Here is a 20,238-nt window from a genome sequence, read left to right on the forward strand (position 1 = left end):
GACAATGTTTGTCGATCACGTAAAGGTATATGTAAAAGGTGGAGACGGCGGTAATGGAATGGTCGCATTCCGTCGGGAAAAATATGTCCCGAATGGCGGGCCAGCAGGCGGAGATGGCGGTGTAGGCGGTGATGTAGTATTTATCGTCGATGAAGGATTACGTACATTAATGGATTTCCGATATAAACGACATTTCAAAGCGGACCGTGGAGAACATGGAATGAGTAAAAACCAACACGGAAAAGGTGCACAGGACCTTGTAGTTAAAGTCCCACCTGGAACAGTAGTCATCGATGAAGAAAGTGGCAATATCATTGCTGACCTTGTAGAACACGGCCAAAAAGCGGTCATCGCAAGAGGCGGAAGAGGCGGTAAAGGGAATTCCCGTTTTGCAACTCCGCAAAACCCAGCACCGGAACTTGCTGAAAAAGGGGAGCCAGGGCAGGAACGAAATGTCATTTTAGAGCTGAAAGTATTAGCGGATGTGGGCTTGGTTGGATTCCCAAGTGTTGGAAAATCGACGCTGCTATCTGTTGTCTCGGCTGCAAAACCCAAAATTGCTGAGTACCATTTCACTACGATTGTTCCAAACTTGGGTATGGTAGAGACAGAAGATGGCCGTAGTTTTGTAATGGCCGATCTGCCAGGTTTAATTGAAGGTGCTCATTCAGGTGTCGGTCTCGGCCACCAGTTCCTTCGACACATCGAACGCACCCGTGTTATCGTGCACGTTATTGATATGTCCGGTCTTGAGGGCAGAGATCCTTATGAGGATTACGTCACGATCAACGAGGAATTAAAACAATACAATCTTCGGTTGACTGAGCGGCCACAATTGATTGTGGCCAATAAGATGGATATGCCGGATTCGGAAGAGAATTTGAAGGAATTCAAACAGAAAATTCCAGAGGACATTAAAATCTATCCAATTTCAGCCGTCGCCCGACAAGGATTGAATGAACTGTTATTTGCAGTAGCGGATCTGTTAGAGGTTACACCGGAATATACGCTACACGAAATCGATGAGGAAGCATCTGATAAGTCCGTGTTATATAGGCATGAAGCACAAGGCGAAGACTTTGAAATTACCCGGGACGATGACGGTGCGTATGTCTTGAGCGGATATTCGATTGAGCGTCTATTTAAAATGACGGATTTCAGCCGTGAAGAGACAATCCGCCGCTTTGCCCGGCAGATGCGCGGAATGGGCGTTGACGAGGCTTTGAGAGAACGTGGTGCTAAAAATGGAGATACAGTCCGCTTGTTAGAGTTTGAATTTGAATTCATAGAGTAAGGGATTGGAGGGATTCGGATGAAGGATATATCGGATCAGCGATACTTCTTGGTCCGTGAAGATGTCCTGACGGAAGCCATGCAAAAAACGTTGGAAGCAAAAAAACTCCTCCAGAGCGGTGCAGCGAACACAATCTGGGATGCTGTCAAGGAAGTCGATCTTTCGCGCAGCGCTTTCTATAAATATCGTGACGCTGTATTTCCGTTTCACACGATTGTCAGGGAACGGATTATCACCGTATTCCTTCAGTTAGAGGATACAAAGGGCGCATTAGCCCGCATTCTGAACTTAGTAGCGGAAGCTCACTGCAGCGTTTTGACCATACATCAAACGATTCCGGTGCAAGGACGGGCCAATGTGACCTTGTCCCTTGATGCAACTGCAATGTCGATGGAGTTGAACGAGTTCATCTACCAGATGAATCGTCTCGACTTTGTCGAATCTGCAGAAGTGACGAGCTCCGGTGCTTGATAGGGGGAACTTTAGTGGTTGAGAAAAAGTGGGAGACACGGGTTGGATACTTAGGACCGGAAGCTTCCTTCACAAATATCGCAGCAAAAAATTTCTTTAAAGACGGATGGCTATTGCCCTATGCCACGATCCCGGAGTGTATAGAAGCTGTCTCTCTCGGAGAGTTGGAATATGCAGTCGTTCCACTTGAGAATACGTTAGAGGGGACAGTAACCCTGACAATCGATTATTTGTTTCACGAAGCAGATTTATCGGTTAATGCTGAAATCTTGTCCCCGATTGAACAGCATTTAATGGTTCATCCTGCAAATGCAGAGGATTGGGAAGAAATCAAAGACGTCTATTCCCATCCTCATGCACTTGCCCAATGCTATAAATATTTATTTTATAGAGGCATACGTCAACATCAGTACGCGTCTACAGCGGCCGCAGCAAAATTTGTCTCTGAGAATAAAGAATTGCAGATTGCGTCGATCGGTAACCGACTTTCAGCAAAGAAATATGGATTGGTGGTTGTCCAAGAGAATATCCACGACTTTCATAAGAACCATACCCGCTTCTTGGTCCTATCAAAGGATAAGAAAATATTGGATCATGAAGGCAGCAGTAAGACTCCAAAAACGACATTCATGCTCACCCTACCGGTGGATGACCGTTCCGGAGCGTTGCACCAAGTACTGTCTGTATTCGCTTGGCGAAGACTTAATTTGACTAAAATAGAATCCAGACCATTGAAGACGGGATTAGGTAATTATTTTTTCGTCCTGGACGTAATGGAAGATGAATCCCATCCAATGATGAACGGTGCGGTGGAAGAACTCCAGGCACTCGGCTGTAAAGTAAAATCATTAGGTACATATTATACACACCAAACGCCATCAAGCCCCAATTAACGGGGACTGATGGCGTTTCTTATTAGGTGAATTCCATGAATGTAAGATTAGTATGGGACCCTTATCAGTTAAAATTGTCTTCATATATGCATATCACTCTAACGATGTTTCATATTCTAACATGAACTGCACTGGCTTTTTTAGTGTGTCATTCTATCTACCCAATTCATAGGATAAAAAAGACGGAAGGGGGAAGTTTTTAAATGAACGTCCATATCGTTCAAAAAGGGGATACACTTTGGAAAATTGCCCGTCAAAATGGTGTATCCTTCGACGAATTAAAAAGGATGAATGCCCATTTGGCTAATCCGGATTATATCGTACCGGGCATGAAGATCTTTTTGCCTGATAAGGCGACGGGTAAAAAAGAAGAAATCGTGCATCCATTCAATGATGGCAAACCTCCGAAGACCGTAGTGCTCTCTGAGAAGGAAAAAGTCGTTGAGATGCCTGTCATGGAAACACCTAAAATGGAGGTACCTGTCGTGGAATTGCCGAAAGAAAAAGTTGTGGTTAAAGAAAAGATGATTGAAACACCTCCAATGCCAAAATATAGTGCACCGGTACAACCAACACCAATCCCACAGCCGATTCAGATGCCTCATTATCACGCCATTCAATACGTTCCAATCACGAAGAACTTCTATTCAGTACAACAATCTGCTCATGTCCAACCTGCACCTGTTCAACCTGCACCGATTCAACCTCCGCCAACGCCAGTCGAATCTCCGATGGTAGAGGAAATTGTAGAGGAACACGTGCCGATGGAAATGCCAATGATGACACAGCCTTACTTTACTGGTCCTATGTGCGGTTGCATGCCAATGCCGGAATTTTGCCCTCCGGTAATTCCATGCCATCCATTCATGCATCACTTCTATCCAATGGCTCCGATGCCAATGCCTTATTATGGTTCTCCAATCGGAATGCAAGGGATGCCGGGTATGATGACCGATCAAATGATGCCGGGTATGATGCCTCAACAGATGGTCCAAGGAGTATACGAGGAAGAGATGTCACCCAATTTTTCTCCTGAACAGATGATGGGTAACTATCCAGTTCAATTACCGGAGATGGAAACTCCAGAAGTGGCTGGACAAATGGCGGTCAATCCTGGCCCAGCCGGATGGGTACTCGAATCTCCGAATGATGAACCTTCATCATTCCTTGAAAAATACGAACAGCAATATCAACACCAGACACCGGGCCAAGTAGCAGGTGCTTATGGCTATCCAGCAACGGGCCAAGTAGCAGGTGCTTATGGTTATCCGGCAACGGGTCAAGCAGCAGGTGCTTATGGCTATCCAGCGCCAGGTCAGGTAGCAGGGGCATATGCACCGCCAGGAGCAACTATGTACCCCGATTATTACGGATTACAACAAGGTTATCCAATGGCTGCGGCACCATACGGTTATAATCCATACATGATGCCTGGACAGTATGGATATGGTCCTGGTCCTTGTAATTGCTATTAGATCGTGGGATCGCAAGAGTCATTCATCCAGATTAAGCCAAACGTTTGGAAGTGGACGGTTAACCGCCGAGAGTATTCAGTAAAAAAATATGACTCTTTGGATACGGCTCATAAAATTCGTAGGATCCACCATCATTTAGCAAGTGTGAATTTTCCACATACTTTACCGCTTTTCGATGTGAAGGATGAAAATACAATCGTCCAACCATGGGTCTCTTCGGCAAAGCCGGCTAATTTTGCTAACCGAAATGAGCGCCAATTGTCATTAGGGGCCATTAGATCGCTTCACCAAACATCAGATGTAATAAATTGGGAAGAAAAGTCGTATTTAAAGAATTATGATGTCCGGCATAAGTGGAAGGAACGGCTTCAACGGTATATTGTTCACCAGAAGGAAATCGCCGGGATTATCGGTGAAAAAGAAGCGGAGTCGATCCGTTTTTATGCAGAAAATGCATTGGAACGGTTAAAAAAAACTGTACCAAACAACAAGGAGTGTACCTTGCTGCATGGGGATGTCGTCCATCATAACTTCTTAAAGCAAGGCGACGAGGTTATTTTGATAGACTTCGATTTAGCCTGTCTTGGACCAGAAGAAGTGGAGATGGCACTATGGATGCATCGGGTTCTCCCACATGTCGATTACCGTGTTGAGTTTCTTCTGGAAGAACAATCAGACCTGAAGTTTAAAGATCCGTCTTATATGTTTCTCTTATTATATCCAAATGAGCTGCTTCGTGAATGGTTATATATCATAAGTCTTCCAAATATTAAACGACAACAGTTAATACCACGCCTTAAGTTGTTCACTGCCAAAGCCCTCACGTCGTGGCCAAAATTGTGGTATGATGTAGAAAAGATTGTCAGGCGTTCCATATAGTACGGTGACTGGCCGCTAATGAGCGGCCTTTTTCGTGTTTTCGACCATGAGGGAATGTTGGCTTGTTTATGCTATAATCAGAACGGCAGAAGGTAGGAGAAAACGACAATGTACGATTACATAAGAGGACAAGTTGTTCGAATTACACCAGAATATATAGTAGTGGATCAGAATGGAATCGGCTGGCAAATCATGACACCAAATCCGTATAGCTTCCGCGTTTCCCAAGAGCCGGAATTGATTTATACACATCTTCATGTAAGAGAAGATATTCAGCAGTTGCTTGGCTTTAGAAACATGGAGCAGCGGGAATTATTCAGGAAACTGATATTAGTGTCCGGAATTGGTCCAAAAGGGGCATTGGCGATTTTAGCAAGCGGTGTACCTGCACAAGTAATCGGGGCGATTGAGCGTGAGGATGATGCATTTTTGACGCAGTTTCCAGGTGTAGGGAAGAAGACGGCAAGACAGATGATTCTAGATTTAAAAGGAAAACTAAATATGCTATTGGATGAGTCGGACCTTGAAATTCATCAGCTTGATGGAGAGGGCCTTTTTGCCAGCCAGCATAATCATGAGTTGGAAGAGGCATTGCTCGCTTTGACTGCACTAGGATACTCGGAGCGGGAGCTGAACAAAATCAAACCTAAATTGGAAGATGAACAGAATGATACGGAAACATATATGAAAAAAGCATTACAGCTTTTATTGAAGCAATAATGTCCTTAAAAGATTAAACAGGGGGAGGAGGGGATACTATGGACAATAGGGTAATATCTGGAGAAGTTTCAAGTTATGATGAGAAATTCGAATTATCGTTAAGACCACAGTTGTTGGCCCAGTATATAGGACAAGATCAAGTGAAAGATAATTTGCAGATTTTTATAAAGGCCGCAAAAATGCGTGAAGAATGCTTAGACCATGTCTTACTTTATGGGCCACCTGGATTGGGGAAAACTACGCTGGCTGCCGTAATTGCAAATGAAATGGCGGTAAACTTTCGGATGACGAGCGGACCGGCAATTGAACGGCCAGGAGACCTTGCTGCCATCCTTAGTTCGTTGGAGCCGGGAGATGTGTTGTTTATAGACGAAATTCACCGGCTAAATCGTGCAATTGAAGAAGTATTGTATCCGGCAATGGAAGATTTTTGCCTGGATATTGTTGTGGGAAAAGGACCATCCGCAAGGTCGATCCGTCTTGACCTTCCCCCGTTTACCTTGATCGGTGCAACAACAAGGGCAGGAGCATTATCAGCACCTTTAAGAGATCGGTTCGGTGTGCCGTTGCGCTTGGAATATTATGATGAAGCATCATTGACAGATATCGTCATAAGAAGCTCTGCGTTATTTGAAGCCGAAATTGAAGGATCAGCTGCTGAAGAAATTGCCCGCCGCTCGAGGGGGACTCCGAGGATTGCTAATCGCTTACTGAAGCGCGTGAGGGATTATGCGCAAGTCAGAGGAGATGGTCGAATTACAATCGAGTTGACGAGGGAAGCCCTTGAAATGCTTCGGGTCGATTCCCATGGACTCGATAATATTGACCATAAACTCATACTAAGTATGATTGAACGATTTAAGGGCGGACCTGTAGGCTTGGATACATTGGCTGCAAGTATCGGTGAGGAATCGACGACGATTGAAGATGTATATGAACCGTATTTGTTGCAAATCGGTTTGATCCAACGTACACCACGAGGGCGAATGGCGACTGAAAAAGCTTATCGTCATTTTGGAAAGCCTATTCTAAACGAGTAAAGAAGGATGTAAACGATGAATATAAATGATTTTGACTTTGAATTGCCTGAAGAACTGATTGCTCAAACGCCATTAAAGGACCGTGCTTCCAGCAGGCTCATGATTCTCGACAGGGAAAGCGGAAAGCTTGAACATAAGGTGTTTTCCGACATAATCGATGAACTGAAGACTGGGGACTGCCTGATTTTAAATGATACAAAGGTGTTGCCGGCCCGTCTAATGGGGATGAAGGAAGAAACAGGGGCGCATATTGAACTGTTGTTGCTGAAGGAATTGGGTAAAGATGAATGGGAGACACTCGTGAAACCGGCCAAGCGTGTAAAGATCGGGACAGTCGTCACCTTTGGAGAAGGTTTGTTAAAGGCGATCTGTGTTGGAGAAAAGGATCATGGCGGCCGAGTCTTTAAATTTGAATACGAAGGCATCTTTTATGAATTGCTCGATCGTCTGGGTGAAATGCCCTTGCCTCCCTACATTCATGAGAAATTAGAGGACAAGGACCGTTATCAGACGGTTTATGCGAAAGAACAAGGATCAGCAGCGGCTCCAACAGCTGGGCTTCATTTTACACCTGAACTGCTGGATCGTATCCGAGAAAAAGGCGTTGAGATTGTTTTTATAACTCTTCACGTCGGATTAGGTACTTTCCGTCCTGTTAGTGTAGATTCCATTGAAGAGCACGAAATGCATTCAGAATTTTACAGTGTTACAGAAGAAGCTGCAGCTACCATTAACCGGGTGAAGGCTTCAGGTGGAAGAGTAATTTCTGTCGGTACTACCTCTACACGGACGATTGAGACCATTGCGACTAAATATAATGGGGAAATTCGTGCGGAGTCTGGTTGGACAGCGATCTTCATTTATCCCGGATATGAATTTAAATGTATTGATGGACTCATTACAAACTTCCATTTGCCGAAGTCTACATTAGTCATGCTCGTCAGTGCCCTATCTTCAAGAGAGAACATTTTAAACGCCTACAATGATGCGGTCAAGGAACAATATCGATTTTTCAGCTTCGGGGATGCCATGTTCATCCGGCCCTCGGATCAATAGAAAGGAGCCTGTAAATGGCTGCAATAACATATGAATTGATTAAGACCGATAAACAAACTGGTGCAAGGTTAGGAATTGTCCATACGCCCCACGGTTCATTTGAAACTCCGGCATTCATGCCAGTTGGAACACAAGCCACTGTTAAAACAATGTCTCCGGAAGAGTTAAAGGACATGGGTGCTGGAATAATCCTTAGCAACACGTACCATCTATGGCTCCGTCCAGGACATGAGATTATTCGGGAAGCTGGTGGATTACATAAATTCATGAATTGGGACCGGGCGATTTTGACGGATTCAGGCGGTTTCCAAGTATTCAGCTTAAGCGATTTTCGGAAGATTGAGGAAGAAGGGGTGCACTTCAGACATCATTTGAATGGCAGTAAGCTCTTCCTTAGTCCGGAGAAAGCGATGGAGATCCAAAATGCACTCGGTTCCGATATTATGATGGCCTTCGATGAATGCCCCCCATTTCCAGCGACCCATGACTATATGAAACAAAGTGTGGAGCGGACGTCACGATGGGCGGAACGCTGCTTGACTGCCCATGCTCGTCCACAAGATCAAGGGTTATTCGGAATTGTACAAGGTGGGGAATATGAAGATTTAAGAACACAATCAGCGAAAGATTTGGTATCGCTGGACTTCCCTGGTTATGCTGTAGGTGGTCTATCCGTTGGGGAACCGAAGGATATCATGAACCGTGTAATGGAATTTACAACACCATTGCTGCCTTCCAATAAGCCACGTTATTTGATGGGTGTCGGTTCTCCGGACTCATTGATCGACGGAGCTATCCGTGGTATTGATATGTTCGACTGCGTTTTACCGACTCGTATAGCCCGGAATGGAACACTTATGACAAGTAAGGGTCGTCTCGTTATTAAAAACGAGAAGTTCGCCCGTGATTTTGGTCCTATTGATGAAAACTGTAATTGCTACACTTGCCGTAATTACTCACGTGCCTATGTCCGTCATTTAATTAGGACAGATGAAACGTTCGGAATTCGTCTAACAACTTATCATAATCTCCATTTCTTGCTGAATTTGATGGAAGATGTGAGAGAGGCAATCCGGAATGACCGTCTCGGTGACTTTAAGGAAGAATTTTTCGAGGAATACGGTTATAATAAACCGAATGCAAAAAATTTCTGATTTTTGTATACTGGTATATAGTAGGGAGGGGGAAAGATAGATGGAAGGTTTAGCTGGCTTATTGCCATTAGTATTGATGTTCGCTGTGATGTGGTTCTTCTTGATCCGTCCGGCGCAAAAACGTCAAAAAACCACAGCTCAAATGCAGAATAGCCTGAAGCGCGGCGATGTGGTCGTGACAGTCGGGGGGCTGCATGGAACAGTAGATGCGGTGGACGATACGACAATTACTTTGAAATGTTTGGATGGGACAACCCTTCGTTTTGAACGCGCAGCGATCGGACGTGTGGAGTCAGAAGGTCCAGCACTATAATTTGTGATTAAACCTGATTTCATAGAGATGAAATCAGGTTTTTTACATATTTTTTTGAATTAGACACATGGTAAGAAAAAAGGAGATACCATGGACGTTTTTTGGGAAATCTTTTACCGGACCATTGTGCTTTACGTTGTCCTATTAATCATATTCAGGTTGATGGGAAAGAGAGAAGTCGGTGAATTAAGTATCATCGATTTAGTTATTTTTGTATTAATAGCAGAGGTGGCTGCTACGGCCATTGAGCAACGGGACGCGGCACTTTGGGAAGCATTCTTGCCGATGTTCCTTCTGATGGTAATTCAAATTGCCTCCTCCACTATATCTTTAAAGAGCAAGAAGGCAAGGGATTTAATAGAAGGTGATCCAACCATAATCGTCAGGAATGGAGAAATCTTGGAGACTGAAATGCGCCTGCAGCGATACAACTTAGATGACCTATTCCAACAGCTTCGAGAACAGCAAATCGGCGGTGTAAGCGAAATTTCTTATGCTTTCTTGGAACCTTCCGGAAATTTGTCCGTCTTTACAAAAGATGGGGCGATCCCTGTCCTCCCTTTAGTAATAGACGGGGAAGTCCAATACGATCACCTGAGGCTAATCAATAAAAATGTCGATTGGCTAAAGAGCGAAATAAATAAGAAAAACACAAAGGTTGAAGATATTTTCTACTGTGGACTTGAGAAGGATGGCATTTGGGTCCAACTCAAGACATCAGCTAAAACTTCTTCCTCATAAGCTTCTTCAGTTGTCCAAGATCACTGAGCTTGAATTGACGGAACACGATCAGGCCAGCCAAAAGCATGAGCATGGTGATTGCTGCATCCGTATACAATGAATACGTGCCTATAGGTAAAAGAATAGGACGGAAATAACACGTCAGAATGAATAATGCGTACGGAACGACGAACATCCGGAAGCCTGTTTTCGTCTCTTTTTTTTGACGCAATGTTGCGATGTGAAGGAATGATGTTACCAATACACCAAACCCGATAGCAAGCACAGCTCCTGTCTCCTGTAAACCAGGCTGTGACGCGAGAACAAACATGACCGCAAGCTTTCCGACACCACCGTATACGGAGTTCATCATGGCCGCCCGTGCTTCTTGCATTGCCTGTAAAATGGACATCAGTGGTGACTGGATGTAGTAAAAGAAGAAAATCGGAGCAAGCAATGTCATATATTCTGCTCCTTTGGAAATATGAAAAATACTGATCGCGATCTCTTCACCGTGGACAAAGAAAAGAGTGGCGGCAAAACAGCCTGTTAAGGTTGATAAGCGTAAAGCTAAATGAATCCGTTCCCGCATGACGTCTTTCTTTTTAGCCGCAATAGCTCCACTTACAGCCGGCACCAATACGACGGATAAGGCAAATGGAATGAAAGACGGGAATAACAATAAGGGAATCAACACACCTGAAATGATTCCATATAGTGTGGTTGCAGCTGCTGCCGTGATTCCTGAAACCGCTAAAGCCCTTAGGAAAATAATCGGTTCCAAAAACCAAGTGAACGAGCCGAAAAGTCTGCTTCCTGCAGAAGGTACCGCTACGGACAACAAAGGTTTTGCGGAATAATATCCGTTTTTCATCTGCTCCGGCTTCAACGTTTTTGCTTTAGCCTGTCTATATTTCCACCATAAATACAGAAGAGAAGCGGCTTCCGATAACAACGTGATGAACATGGCAATCGCTGCTGTTTTGGCAGGTTGTTCAGTGGCTATGAAATAAGGGAGCATATAAGTAATAAGTCCGATTCGAATAAGCTGCTCCAAAATTTGGGACCAGGCTGTCTCTTCAATTCTGGCGATCCCTTGGAAATAGCCTCGAATCAATCCGGATGCAGCAGCGATTGGAACGGTTGCTAATCCTAAATACAGAGTCCAAGAGGTGCTATCCTCTTTCAAAAGCTCTCCTGAGAGGAAAGGAATGAATAGGACCAGAAGAGGGATCATGACGATGGTGGCAGCGGTTGTCAAAACGGTTGAAGTCCTCATGACTTGTGAGAAACGATTCTGTTGTCCCTTCGCTTCGAGTTCGGCTATAACTTTAGCTACTGCTATCGGCAGACCTAATGTAATAAGGGACAGGAAAAAGATGAAAGCGGGGTAAGCGGTATTAAATATTCCAACCGCTTCCTCACCCGCCACACGCATGAATTGAATCCGGTAAATGAAACCGAATACTTTGGTGACGAGCACAGCAAACATTAAAATAAGCGTCCCGCGGAAAAATGACGACATTCCATACACTTCCTTCTCAAGTCAGACAATTTCATATACAATATTCGTATGCGAGAGGACGGGCAGTTAAAACCGAATGAAGGGAAAGTGGAAGAATGGGGATCGACTATGAACATATTTATCAGCATGTACTGCCGGCATTGGAAAGTAAAAAGAATGAATTTAAGCATTATCAGTACGATTCAGTGACAGTCGAGGACATATGGAAATACCTCATCCGGAAAAAATGGAGAAAACGGGATGTTAGTGACATGCCGCTTTATCAAATCATCAATGATATTATGCAAACCTCTCCTGCAGAATACATGACGAATACTCAAGTGGAAGAATTTAAAACCGCTAACTGGTTCACTGATTTGAACAAGGATGAATTGCAAGTCCTATTGAACCCGCAGTCGGGCAAAAATGAACGAGAAGAGTAATTTTCTGGAAAATATTGATTTGACACTCATAAAAAAGAGTTTCATAATAGACTTATTGTTTTACGGGGCGGAAGGATCCGCCGTTTTTAAGGAGGAAATCTACATATGAAAACAAGAGGCCGGATAGTTGCCTTTTTGCTTGTAGTACTTGTTTTAGCGGCTTCTATGAGCACAACTGCAAAAGGGATTTTACATGATATTAAATTGGGCTTGGATCTTCAAGGAGGATTTGAAGTCTTATATGAAGTGCAACCATTGAAAGAAGATGGAAACCAGAAAATCACTGAAGAGGTTGTAGCGGATACAGCGAGTGCTTTGATCAACCGTGTTGACGTTTTGGGCGTTAATGAACCAGTGATACAAGTCGAGGGGAAAGATCGAATCCGTGTTCAGTTAGCGGGTGTAGAAGATCAGGAATCTGCCAGAGAATTACTGTCAACACAGGCTAACCTGACTTTCCGGGATTCAGATGATAATCTAATGCTCGGCGGAGATGATTTAAAAGAAGGCGGAGCAAACGCTACTTTTGATGAACAAGGTCGACCGATTGTTACACTGCAACTGAAAGATGCCAATAAATTTGCGGAAGTAACAAAGGAAATTTCTGCAAAGCCATATCCGGATAACGTAATGGTAATCTGGCTGGATTATCAAGAGGGTATGTCTTTTAGGGAAGAGTTGACGAAAGAGGATCCAGCTTTCGTATCAGCACCGTCAGTTAAACAAGTAATCAGTTCGACTGAAGTTCAAATTAGCGGATCGTTTACTCCTGAGGAAACGAAAAACTTGGCTGGAATTTTGAACGCCGGCTCATTGCCAGTCCATCTGGAAGAGATTTATTCCACTTCAGTGGGAGCACAATTCGGAGATGACGCATTAAGCTCTACTGTTTTGGCAAGTATTATCGGTGTAGCATTAATCTTCATTTTCATGTTGTTCTACTACCGGATCCCAGGGTTAGTTGCAATTATTACACTTTCAGTTTTCGTCTATTTGAACCTGTTGATCTTTGATTGGATCAATGGAACATTGACGTTGCCTGGTATTGCAGCACTTGTATTAGGGGTAGGTATGGCAGTTGATGCCAACATCCTTACCGCAGAACGGATCAAAGAAGAGTTACGGATCGGTAAAACAGTCAAGCAAGCATATCATGAAGGGTCGAAAAACTCATTCTCTGCTATTCTTGATGCTAACGTAACGACTTTCTTGGCAGCAGTTGTCCTGTTCTTCTTTGGGACAAGCTCCATTAAAGGTTTTGCAACACTTTTGATGATCAGTATCGTTGTAACATTCTTCACTGCTGTATGGGGATCCCGTCTACTAATGGGACTGATCGTCCATAGTGGTGTTACTGATGGAAAGCCATTCCTATATGGTATTCGGAAATCTGCTGTCCATCCTGCAGATGAGCATTTAGATACGTTAGATTTATCAACTAAATTTGATCGAATTGATTTTGTCCACAACCGTAAGAAGTTCTTTACGTTATCCATTGTCCTGTTAGTTGCAGGTGCGATTATCCTTGGTGTATTCAGATTGAACTTGGGAATCGATTTCTCAAGCGGTACCCGGATGGAAATCGTATCAGACAACCAATTGACACAACAGGAGATTACGGATTACGTAGAAGAAATCGGATATCCTTCTGAGGATGTCGTCATTTCTGGTGACCTAAATAACATTGGTGTTGTGCGATATAAGGAAGAATTCTCTCAACAGAACATTAATGAGCTGAAGACTACCATCCAAAAAGACTATGGGCATGATCCGAATATTAGTACTGTATCTCCAACCGTTGGTAAAGAATTAGTGCAAAATGCTATTTATGCACTATCGATTGCTGCGATCGGAATAATTATTTATGTCGCATTCCGGTTTGAATGGCGGATGGGTCTTGCCTCTATTGCTGCATTATTGCATGATGCTTTCTTCATGATTGCTATATTCAGTATCCTACGGCTTGAGGTGGATATAACGTTCGTTGCAGCGGTTCTAACCATCATTGGTTATTCCATTAACGATACGATTGTTACATTTGACCGTATCCGTGAAAATCTGCATAAGGTTAAAAAGATTGAAAATGCAGATGAGTTGGCGAATATTGTAAACAAATCATTGCGTCAAACATTAGGCCGATCTGTCAATACGGTATTGACTGTTATCTTGGTGGTAGTCGCATTGCTGATCTTTGGTGCGCCATCTATAACAAACTTCTCGATAGCCTTATTGATTGGTCTGATTGCGGGAACGTATTCTTCTATCTTCATTTCAGCCCAATTGTGGTATGTGATGAAAGCTAAAGAAATCAAGAATAAAGGTTCTCTTGATACTGAAGAAAAGAAAAAAACTTGGGGTTCAGATGAACCGGTCGTTTAATACAAACCTTTAAAACCTTTTGGCTCTGTCCAAAAGGTTTTTTTGTTGCCCATTACGCTGTATAATGATTCTGTAAGGAAGTGACAAAAAAATGATCGAATCAAAAAAAAGATGGCTCATCCAGCGGCCGGACCAAGATGTGATTGAACAGCTGGCGAATGAATTGAATATACCGGTCATTTCAGCAAAGGTTCTGGCTTCCCGTGGATTGACCGATCCAGAGGCGGCCCGTTATTTTATACATATGGATGAAAACTCCCTCCATGATCCGTATCTGATGAAAGATATGGATGTGGCAGTGCGGATGATCAAGCACTCCATCATGGAAGGGGAGAGGATCCTGATATATGGGGACTATGATGCGGACGGAGTGACCAGCGTTTCAGTCTTATTGACGGCTATGACTGAATTAGGTGCTCATGTCGATTTCATGATTCCAAACCGTTTTACTGATGGCTATGGTCCAAGTGAACGGCTTTTTAGAATAGCCCATGAGAAAGGCACGAAACTGCTGATTACTGTAGATAATGGAATTTCAGGTTTGGCAGAAGTTGAATTGGCCAAGAAACTTGGCATGAAAGTGATTGTAACGGACCACCACGAGCCTGGCGAGGAGTTGCCAAAGGCCGATGCTGTCATACATCCACGGCATCCGGAAGGAAATTATCCATTTGGTGAGCTTGCAGGGGTAGGGGTAGCGCTTAAGTTAGCACATGCCTTATATGGTGAAGTGCCGAATCATTTATTTGAACTCGCGGCAATCGGGACGATTGCTGACTTAGTTCCATTACAAGGTGAGAACCGTTATATCGTCAAAGAAGGACTTAAACGGCTAAGGAAAACTGAGAGACTTGCTATTCGTGCGATGTGCAAGGTGTCTGGAGTAGAACAGAAGGAAATCACCGAAGAGACAATCGGTTTTGCTTTTGGACCACGTATCAATGCAGTAGGCCGTTTGGGAGATGCGGATCCGGCAGTAACATTATTTCTAACCGACGATCCTATAGAAGCTGCTTCATTGGCAAAATTGCTGGATGATAAGAATAAAGAACGTCAATCCATTGTGTCTACGATTACGGAGGAAGCAGAAGCATTAATCGATCCAAATGAAATTGAAGCAGAACCGACGGTCATCGTAGTGGCGAAAGAAGGATGGAATCCTGGAGTGGTCGGGATTGTTGCTTCACGCTTAGTTGAAAAGTATTACCGTCCTGCGATTGTTTTATCGATTGATCCAGAAACAGGTAATGCGAAAGGGTCTGCCAGAAGTATTGAAGGTTTTCATCTGTATAATGAGTTGGACAAGAACCGTGAAATCCTGCCTCATTTCGGAGGACATCCAATGGCAGCCGGGATGACATTGAAGTCAGATCACGTTGACGAGTTAAGGAGAAGGCTGGATACACAGGCAAAGGAATGCTTACAGAAGGATGATTTAATACCTGTTCTCAATGTCGACATTCCGATTTCAATTAATGATATCGATCTCGAATCGATTGAATCATTGCGGGAACTCGAGCCGTTCGGAATAGATTTTCCAAAACCGAAATATTTAATTGAGGATGTTTTCGTATCAACGTCCCGAAAAATTGGGGCTGCCCAAAATCATGCAAAGATGGAATTGTTTGATGGTACTTCGTCTGTTGATGCTGTTGGCTTTGGGCATGGTGAACTAATTGATCAACTGACGCCGGGTATTAAGATTTCGCTTGTAGGTGATTTATCGATCAATGAGTGGAATGGCCGTAAAAAACCTCAATTTATGATTGAAGATGCACGTTCTAAGGAGTGGCAGTTGTTTGATATTCGAGGAATCCGGCAAGTTGATCGTTGGTTGCATACGATTCCGGAATCGGAAACTATCTTCTTCGCTTTCGAGCAAGAAACGGTCCAATTTTTCCGGCACCTTATAAAAAAAGAAATTAGGCTTCACTCGACTGAAGACAGCTTTACTTGTGAGAATATCGTTCTCTTAGATTTACCGTCAGATTTGAACATGATGGAGAAAATGATAAGCACTATCAAACCTAAAAGGGTGTATGCTCATTTTTATGTGGCGGAATCCCGATTTTTTGGCGGTTTGCCGACAAGGGAACAGTTTTCTTGGTATTATGCATTCCTCAAAAAACGAGAGTCCTTCGATATCAGGAAAAATGCAAATGAACTGGCAAAACATAAAGGTTGGAGCCGGGAATTGATATTTTTCATGTCAAAGGTGTTTTTAGAACTCGATTTTGTTAAAATAAACAATGGACTTGCGGAAATCAATCATACTCCTATAAAGCGCGATTTGTCAGAAGCCCCGAGCTACAAGCAAAGGGAGCAGCAGATCCGTATGGAGCAACTGCTGCTTTACGCGCCATATATGGAATTGAAAACGTGGTTTGACGGCCTGTTGGACGGACAAACCTCTGAGGAGGAAATAGCTTGGATTTAAAAGAATATGTCACGATTGTTGAGGATTATCCAAAAGAAGGGATCCGTTTTAAAGACATCACAACAATTATGGATAAAGGTGAAGTATACAAATATGCTACGGATGAAATTGTAAAATATGCGAAAGAAGTCGGGGCGGAAATTATTGTGGGTCCAGAAGCCCGCGGTTTCATTATTGGATGCCCGGTCGCATATGCCTTGGAAGTAGGATTTGCTCCAGTTCGGAAACCGGGAAAACTTCCTCGAGAGACAATTGCTGTCGAATATGATTTAGAGTATGGAAAAGATACATTGACGATCCATAAAGATGCCATCAAGCCTGGGCAACGCGTTCTGATCGTTGATGATTTATTGGCGACAGGCGGAACAGTCGAAGCGACAGTGAAGCTTGTTGAACAACTTGGCGGTGTCGTAGCTGGCTGCGCATTCCTAATTGAATTATCTTATTTAAATGGCCGTGATCGGTTAAAAGGCTATGATGTAACTGCATTAGTACAGTACTAATGGAAGAGCTGGATTATTTAGACATGACCAGGGACTTTACAAGTCCTTGGTTTTTTTATTAGAATAATTATTATCTATCCATTTTTGGAAAAGGGAACGCAGGTGAATCGACATGGCAAAGAACCAAATCATGACAGCTGACGAGGTGTTCGAAGCAGTAAGTTCTTATATGAACACGGAGCACGTGGAGTTTGTCAAAAAAGCGTATGATTTGGCAGAAGAAGCTCATCGGGAACAATTCCGAAGTTCAGGTGAGCCATATATTTTACATCCGGTGCAAGTGGCGGGGATCCTGGCGAAACTACAAATGGACCCAGCTACAGTTGCGGCCGGGTTTCTTCATGACGTCGTCGAAGATACGACAATTAACAGGGAAGATATCGTTCGGATATTCAATGAAGAAGTTGCCATGCTCGTTGATGGAGTGACAAAGCTTGAAAAAATCAAGTATTTATCCAAAGAAGAGAAGCTTGCGGAAAACTACCGTAAAATGTTTGTCGCAATGGCACAGGATATCCGGGTTATTCTTATAAAGTTGGCAGACCGCCTGCATAATATGCGGACATTGAAATTTGTTTCTCCAGAAAAGCAGCGGCGTGTTTCTAATGAGACGCTTGAAATCTTTGCTCCACTTGCCCATCGCCTTGGAATTTCAACCATTCGTTGGGAACTCGAAGATACAGCTTTACGATATTTGGATCCACAGCAATATTATCGTATTGTCAATCTGATGAAACAGAAGCGGACAGAACGTGAAGAGTATTTAAAAGACGTCATGAAAGTTATTGGCGAACAATTGAAGGACTTGAACGTCCGTGCAGAGCTCAATGGCCGTCCGAAGCATATCTATAGTATTTTCAAAAAGATGACTCAGCAAAACAAGCAATTCAATGAAATCTATGACCTGCTTGCAATAAGAATTATCGTTGACAGTATTAAAGATTGCTATGCGGTATTAGGAATTATCCATACTCTTTGGAAACCGATGCCTGGACGTTTCAAGGACTACATCGCTATGCCAAAACAGAACCTATACCAATCTCTTCATACGACAGTGATCGGTCCTCAAGGCGAACCTTTAGAAGTGCAGATCAGAACACAGGAAATGCACAGAATCGCTGAATTCGGGGTTGCTGCCCACTGGGCGTATAAAGAAGGGAAATCGGTTGATCTACACCGTCATGATGTAGATTCTAAGCTGACGTGGTTCCGTGAAATACTTGAGTTCCAAAACGAATCTTCTAATGCGGAAGAGTTTATGGAGTCTCTTAAATATGATCTGTTTTCTGATATGGTGTATGTCTTTACACCAAAAGGAGATGTGATTGAGCTACCGGCAAGCTCAGTAGCCATCGATTTCGCTTATCGTGTCCACTCTGAAGTAGGAAACAAGACAGTCGGTGCAAAAGTGAACGGTAAGATGGTTCCGCTTGATACGAAACTCCAAACTGGGGATATTGTGGAAGTTCTTACTTCTAAGCAGTCATTCGGCCCTAGCCGTGACTGGCTCAAAATCGCAACTACATCACAAGCAAAAAACAAGATTAAGCAGTTTTTCAAGAAACAGCAACGTGAAGAAAACGTACTCAAAGGACGGGAAATGATTGAAAAGGAAATCAAAGCCCAAGAATTTGAGGTTAAGGAAGTTCTGACAAACGAGAATGTAAAACGTGTTTGTGAAAAATTCAATTTCTTAAACGAAGAAGATATGTATGCTGCGGTCGGTTTCAATGGCATTACCGCACAACAAGTTGTGAATCGTTTAGCAGAAAAGATCAGGAAACAGCGCGATCAAGAAGATGCGTTGGAAAAGATAACATCTGAACTGAAAGCTGTTCAACCGAAAAGGTCAACTGAGTCAGGTGTGGTTGTAAAAGGAATAGAAAATTTGTTAATCAGATTGTCCCGTTGCTGTAGTCCGGTACCGGGAGACGATATTGTCGGGTTTATTACGAAAGGACGCGGCGTATCCGTACATCGGACGGATTGCCCGAATGTCCATACAGAAGAAACGACAGATCGTCTGATAGATGTGGAATGGGAGAACGATGTATTGCCGGTACGTAAGGTATACCAGGTGGATATCGAAATCTCCGGCTTTGATCGACCCGGCTTGTTGAATGAAGTCATGCAGGTCGTCAATGAAACGAAGACATCCATTTCTGCCGTCAGTGGCCGAGCGGACAAGGATAAGATTGCGAGTATCCAAATGACGATTATGATCAATAATATTACGCATTTGCACAGAGTAGTAGAACGAATTAAGCAGATCAAAGATATTTACTCCGTGCAGCGTGTGACGAACTGATGGTTAGGAGCGGAATTCATGAGAGTTGTATTGCAACGGAGTGGTGCTGCCTCTGTGAAAGTTGATGGGGAAATTACCGGGGAAATAGAAAAGGGGTATGTCCTTTTAGTCGGTATAACCCATGAAGATACAGAAGAAGATTTGGATTATGCGGCAGATAAAATTGCCAACTTGAGGCTATGGGAGGATGAAGAGGGGAAGATGAACCTTCCGATTTCTTCAGTAGGTGGCAGGATTTTGTCCATTTCACAATTTACACTGTATGCTGAAACGAAAAGAGGAAGAAGGCCAAGTTTCACAGGTGCAGCCCGTCCCGATCAGGCAATGCCGATGTGGGAGCTTTTCAATGAAAAACTGAAAAGTAAAGAGCTTGAGGTAGAAACAGGTGTTTTTGGGGCTATGATGGATGTTTCCTTGATCAATGATGGACCTGTCACAATAATCCTTGATACGAAAGATAAATGAGTTTTGAAAACCCCCTGAACTAATGCTTGTTAGTTCAGGGGATTCGAATATCCATTCAAAATAAAAAGAACCTGTCCACTCAAATTGAACTGCGCCCTGTAAAATGGACAATTAAATAAAAGCAACCTGCCAATTAGGCAGCCAAAAGATGGCTTCGGTATTGTACCGGAGTCATCTTTTTTAA

The 20,238-nt window shown here is 43.4% G+C and carries 18 protein-coding genes; 17 read left to right on the forward strand and 1 reads right to left on the reverse strand.

The window, feature by feature from the left end; all coding sequences use genetic code 11:
* Positions 1 to 4: 4 nt before the first annotated feature.
* The 11 genes from obgE to ACFOZY_RS05635 all read left to right on the forward strand — a co-directional run bounded on the left by obgE (position 5) and on the right by ACFOZY_RS05635 (position 10,036).
* Positions 5 to 1,294, forward strand: coding sequence for a GTPase ObgE (obgE, locus tag ACFOZY_RS05585; protein ID WP_378153160.1), 1,290 nt, complete (start codon positions 5 to 7; stop codon positions 1,292 to 1,294).
* Between the two features lie 18 nt (positions 1,295 to 1,312).
* The gene (locus tag ACFOZY_RS05590) at positions 1,313 to 1,765 is read left to right on the forward strand and encodes an ACT domain-containing protein (protein ID WP_378153162.1); all 453 of its coding nucleotides are present in this window, start codon (positions 1,313 to 1,315) and stop codon (positions 1,763 to 1,765) included.
* A gap of 14 nt (positions 1,766 to 1,779) precedes the next feature.
* Positions 1,780 to 2,658, forward strand: coding sequence for a prephenate dehydratase (pheA, locus tag ACFOZY_RS05595; RefSeq protein WP_378153164.1), 879 nt, complete (start codon positions 1,780 to 1,782; stop codon positions 2,656 to 2,658).
* Between the two features lie 203 nt (positions 2,659 to 2,861).
* A complete protein-coding gene (safA, locus tag ACFOZY_RS05600) occupies positions 2,862 to 4,133 on the forward strand; it encodes a SafA/ExsA family spore coat assembly protein (protein WP_378153166.1) in 1,272 nt (423 codons plus the stop codon).
* 3 nt (positions 4,134 to 4,136) lie between these two features.
* Positions 4,137 to 5,012 carry a phosphotransferase gene (locus ACFOZY_RS05605; RefSeq protein WP_378153168.1) on the forward strand — a complete coding sequence of 292 codons (876 nt, stop codon included), beginning with the start codon at positions 4,137 to 4,139 and terminating at the stop codon, positions 5,010 to 5,012.
* Between the two features lie 108 nt (positions 5,013 to 5,120).
* Positions 5,121 to 5,732: a Holliday junction branch migration protein RuvA gene (gene ruvA / locus ACFOZY_RS05610; protein ID WP_378153170.1), complete on the forward strand. Its 612-nt coding sequence runs from the start codon at positions 5,121 to 5,123 to the stop codon at positions 5,730 to 5,732.
* Between the two features lie 38 nt (positions 5,733 to 5,770).
* Complete coding sequence (gene ruvB, locus ACFOZY_RS05615; RefSeq protein WP_378153172.1) at positions 5,771 to 6,772, forward strand: Holliday junction branch migration DNA helicase RuvB; 1,002 nt, start codon at positions 5,771 to 5,773, stop codon at positions 6,770 to 6,772.
* 15 nt (positions 6,773 to 6,787) lie between these two features.
* Positions 6,788 to 7,828, forward strand: a complete 1,041-nt coding sequence (queA, locus tag ACFOZY_RS05620) for a tRNA preQ1(34) S-adenosylmethionine ribosyltransferase-isomerase QueA (protein WP_378153174.1) — start codon at positions 6,788 to 6,790, stop codon at positions 7,826 to 7,828.
* A gap of 14 nt (positions 7,829 to 7,842) precedes the next feature.
* Entirely contained in the window at positions 7,843 to 8,982 is a 1,140-nt protein-coding gene (gene tgt, locus ACFOZY_RS05625; RefSeq protein ID WP_378153176.1) for a tRNA guanosine(34) transglycosylase Tgt, read from the forward strand.
* A gap of 61 nt (positions 8,983 to 9,043) precedes the next feature.
* The gene (yajC, locus tag ACFOZY_RS05630; protein WP_378153178.1) at positions 9,044 to 9,295 is read left to right on the forward strand and encodes a preprotein translocase subunit YajC; all 252 of its coding nucleotides are present in this window, start codon (positions 9,044 to 9,046) and stop codon (positions 9,293 to 9,295) included.
* 90 nt (positions 9,296 to 9,385) lie between these two features.
* Complete coding sequence (locus ACFOZY_RS05635) at positions 9,386 to 10,036, forward strand: DUF421 domain-containing protein (protein ID WP_378153180.1); 651 nt, start codon at positions 9,386 to 9,388, stop codon at positions 10,034 to 10,036.
* On the opposite strand, the gene ACFOZY_RS05640 is transcribed toward ACFOZY_RS05635, so the two are convergent.
* Positions 10,017 to 11,540, reverse strand: coding sequence for a putative polysaccharide biosynthesis protein (locus tag ACFOZY_RS05640; protein WP_378153182.1), 1,524 nt, complete (start codon positions 11,538 to 11,540; stop codon positions 10,017 to 10,019). The two genes, ACFOZY_RS05635 and ACFOZY_RS05640, sit on opposite strands and share 20 nt — an antisense overlap.
* A gap of 95 nt (positions 11,541 to 11,635) precedes the next feature.
* Here ACFOZY_RS05640 and ACFOZY_RS05645 point away from each other — a divergent pair, with 95 nt between their 5' ends.
* The 6 genes from ACFOZY_RS05645 to dtd all read left to right on the forward strand — a co-directional run bounded on the left by ACFOZY_RS05645 (position 11,636) and on the right by dtd (position 20,054).
* Positions 11,636 to 11,962 (forward strand): post-transcriptional regulator, encoded by a 327-nt coding sequence (locus tag ACFOZY_RS05645; RefSeq protein ID WP_378153184.1) that lies wholly within the window; start codon positions 11,636 to 11,638, stop codon positions 11,960 to 11,962.
* A 105-nt stretch (positions 11,963 to 12,067) separates the two neighbouring features.
* Positions 12,068 to 14,341, forward strand: a complete 2,274-nt coding sequence (secDF, locus tag ACFOZY_RS05650) for a protein translocase subunit SecDF (protein WP_378153186.1) — start codon at positions 12,068 to 12,070, stop codon at positions 14,339 to 14,341.
* Positions 14,342 to 14,432: 91 nt separating this feature from the next.
* Positions 14,433 to 16,778 carry a single-stranded-DNA-specific exonuclease RecJ gene (gene recJ, locus ACFOZY_RS05655; RefSeq protein ID WP_378153188.1) on the forward strand — a complete coding sequence of 782 codons (2,346 nt, stop codon included), beginning with the start codon at positions 14,433 to 14,435 and terminating at the stop codon, positions 16,776 to 16,778.
* Entirely contained in the window at positions 16,769 to 17,281 is a 513-nt protein-coding gene (locus ACFOZY_RS05660; RefSeq protein WP_378153190.1) for an adenine phosphoribosyltransferase, read from the forward strand. Before recJ ends, ACFOZY_RS05660 begins: the two co-directional genes overlap by 10 nt.
* Positions 17,282 to 17,393: 112 nt before the next feature.
* On the forward strand, positions 17,394 to 19,589 hold the full coding sequence (locus tag ACFOZY_RS05665; RefSeq protein WP_378153192.1) for a RelA/SpoT family protein: 2,196 nt from the start codon (positions 17,394 to 17,396) through the stop codon (positions 19,587 to 19,589).
* An 18-nt stretch (positions 19,590 to 19,607) separates the two neighbouring features.
* Complete coding sequence (gene dtd / locus ACFOZY_RS05670; protein ID WP_378153194.1) at positions 19,608 to 20,054, forward strand: D-aminoacyl-tRNA deacylase; 447 nt, start codon at positions 19,608 to 19,610, stop codon at positions 20,052 to 20,054.
* The last annotated feature ends 184 nt before the right edge of the window (positions 20,055 to 20,238 follow it).

Origin of the sequence: Chungangia koreensis (assembly GCF_042651785.1) — a bacterium.
Classification (GTDB): Bacteria; Bacillota; Bacilli; order Bacillales_A; family Planococcaceae; genus Chungangia; species Chungangia koreensis.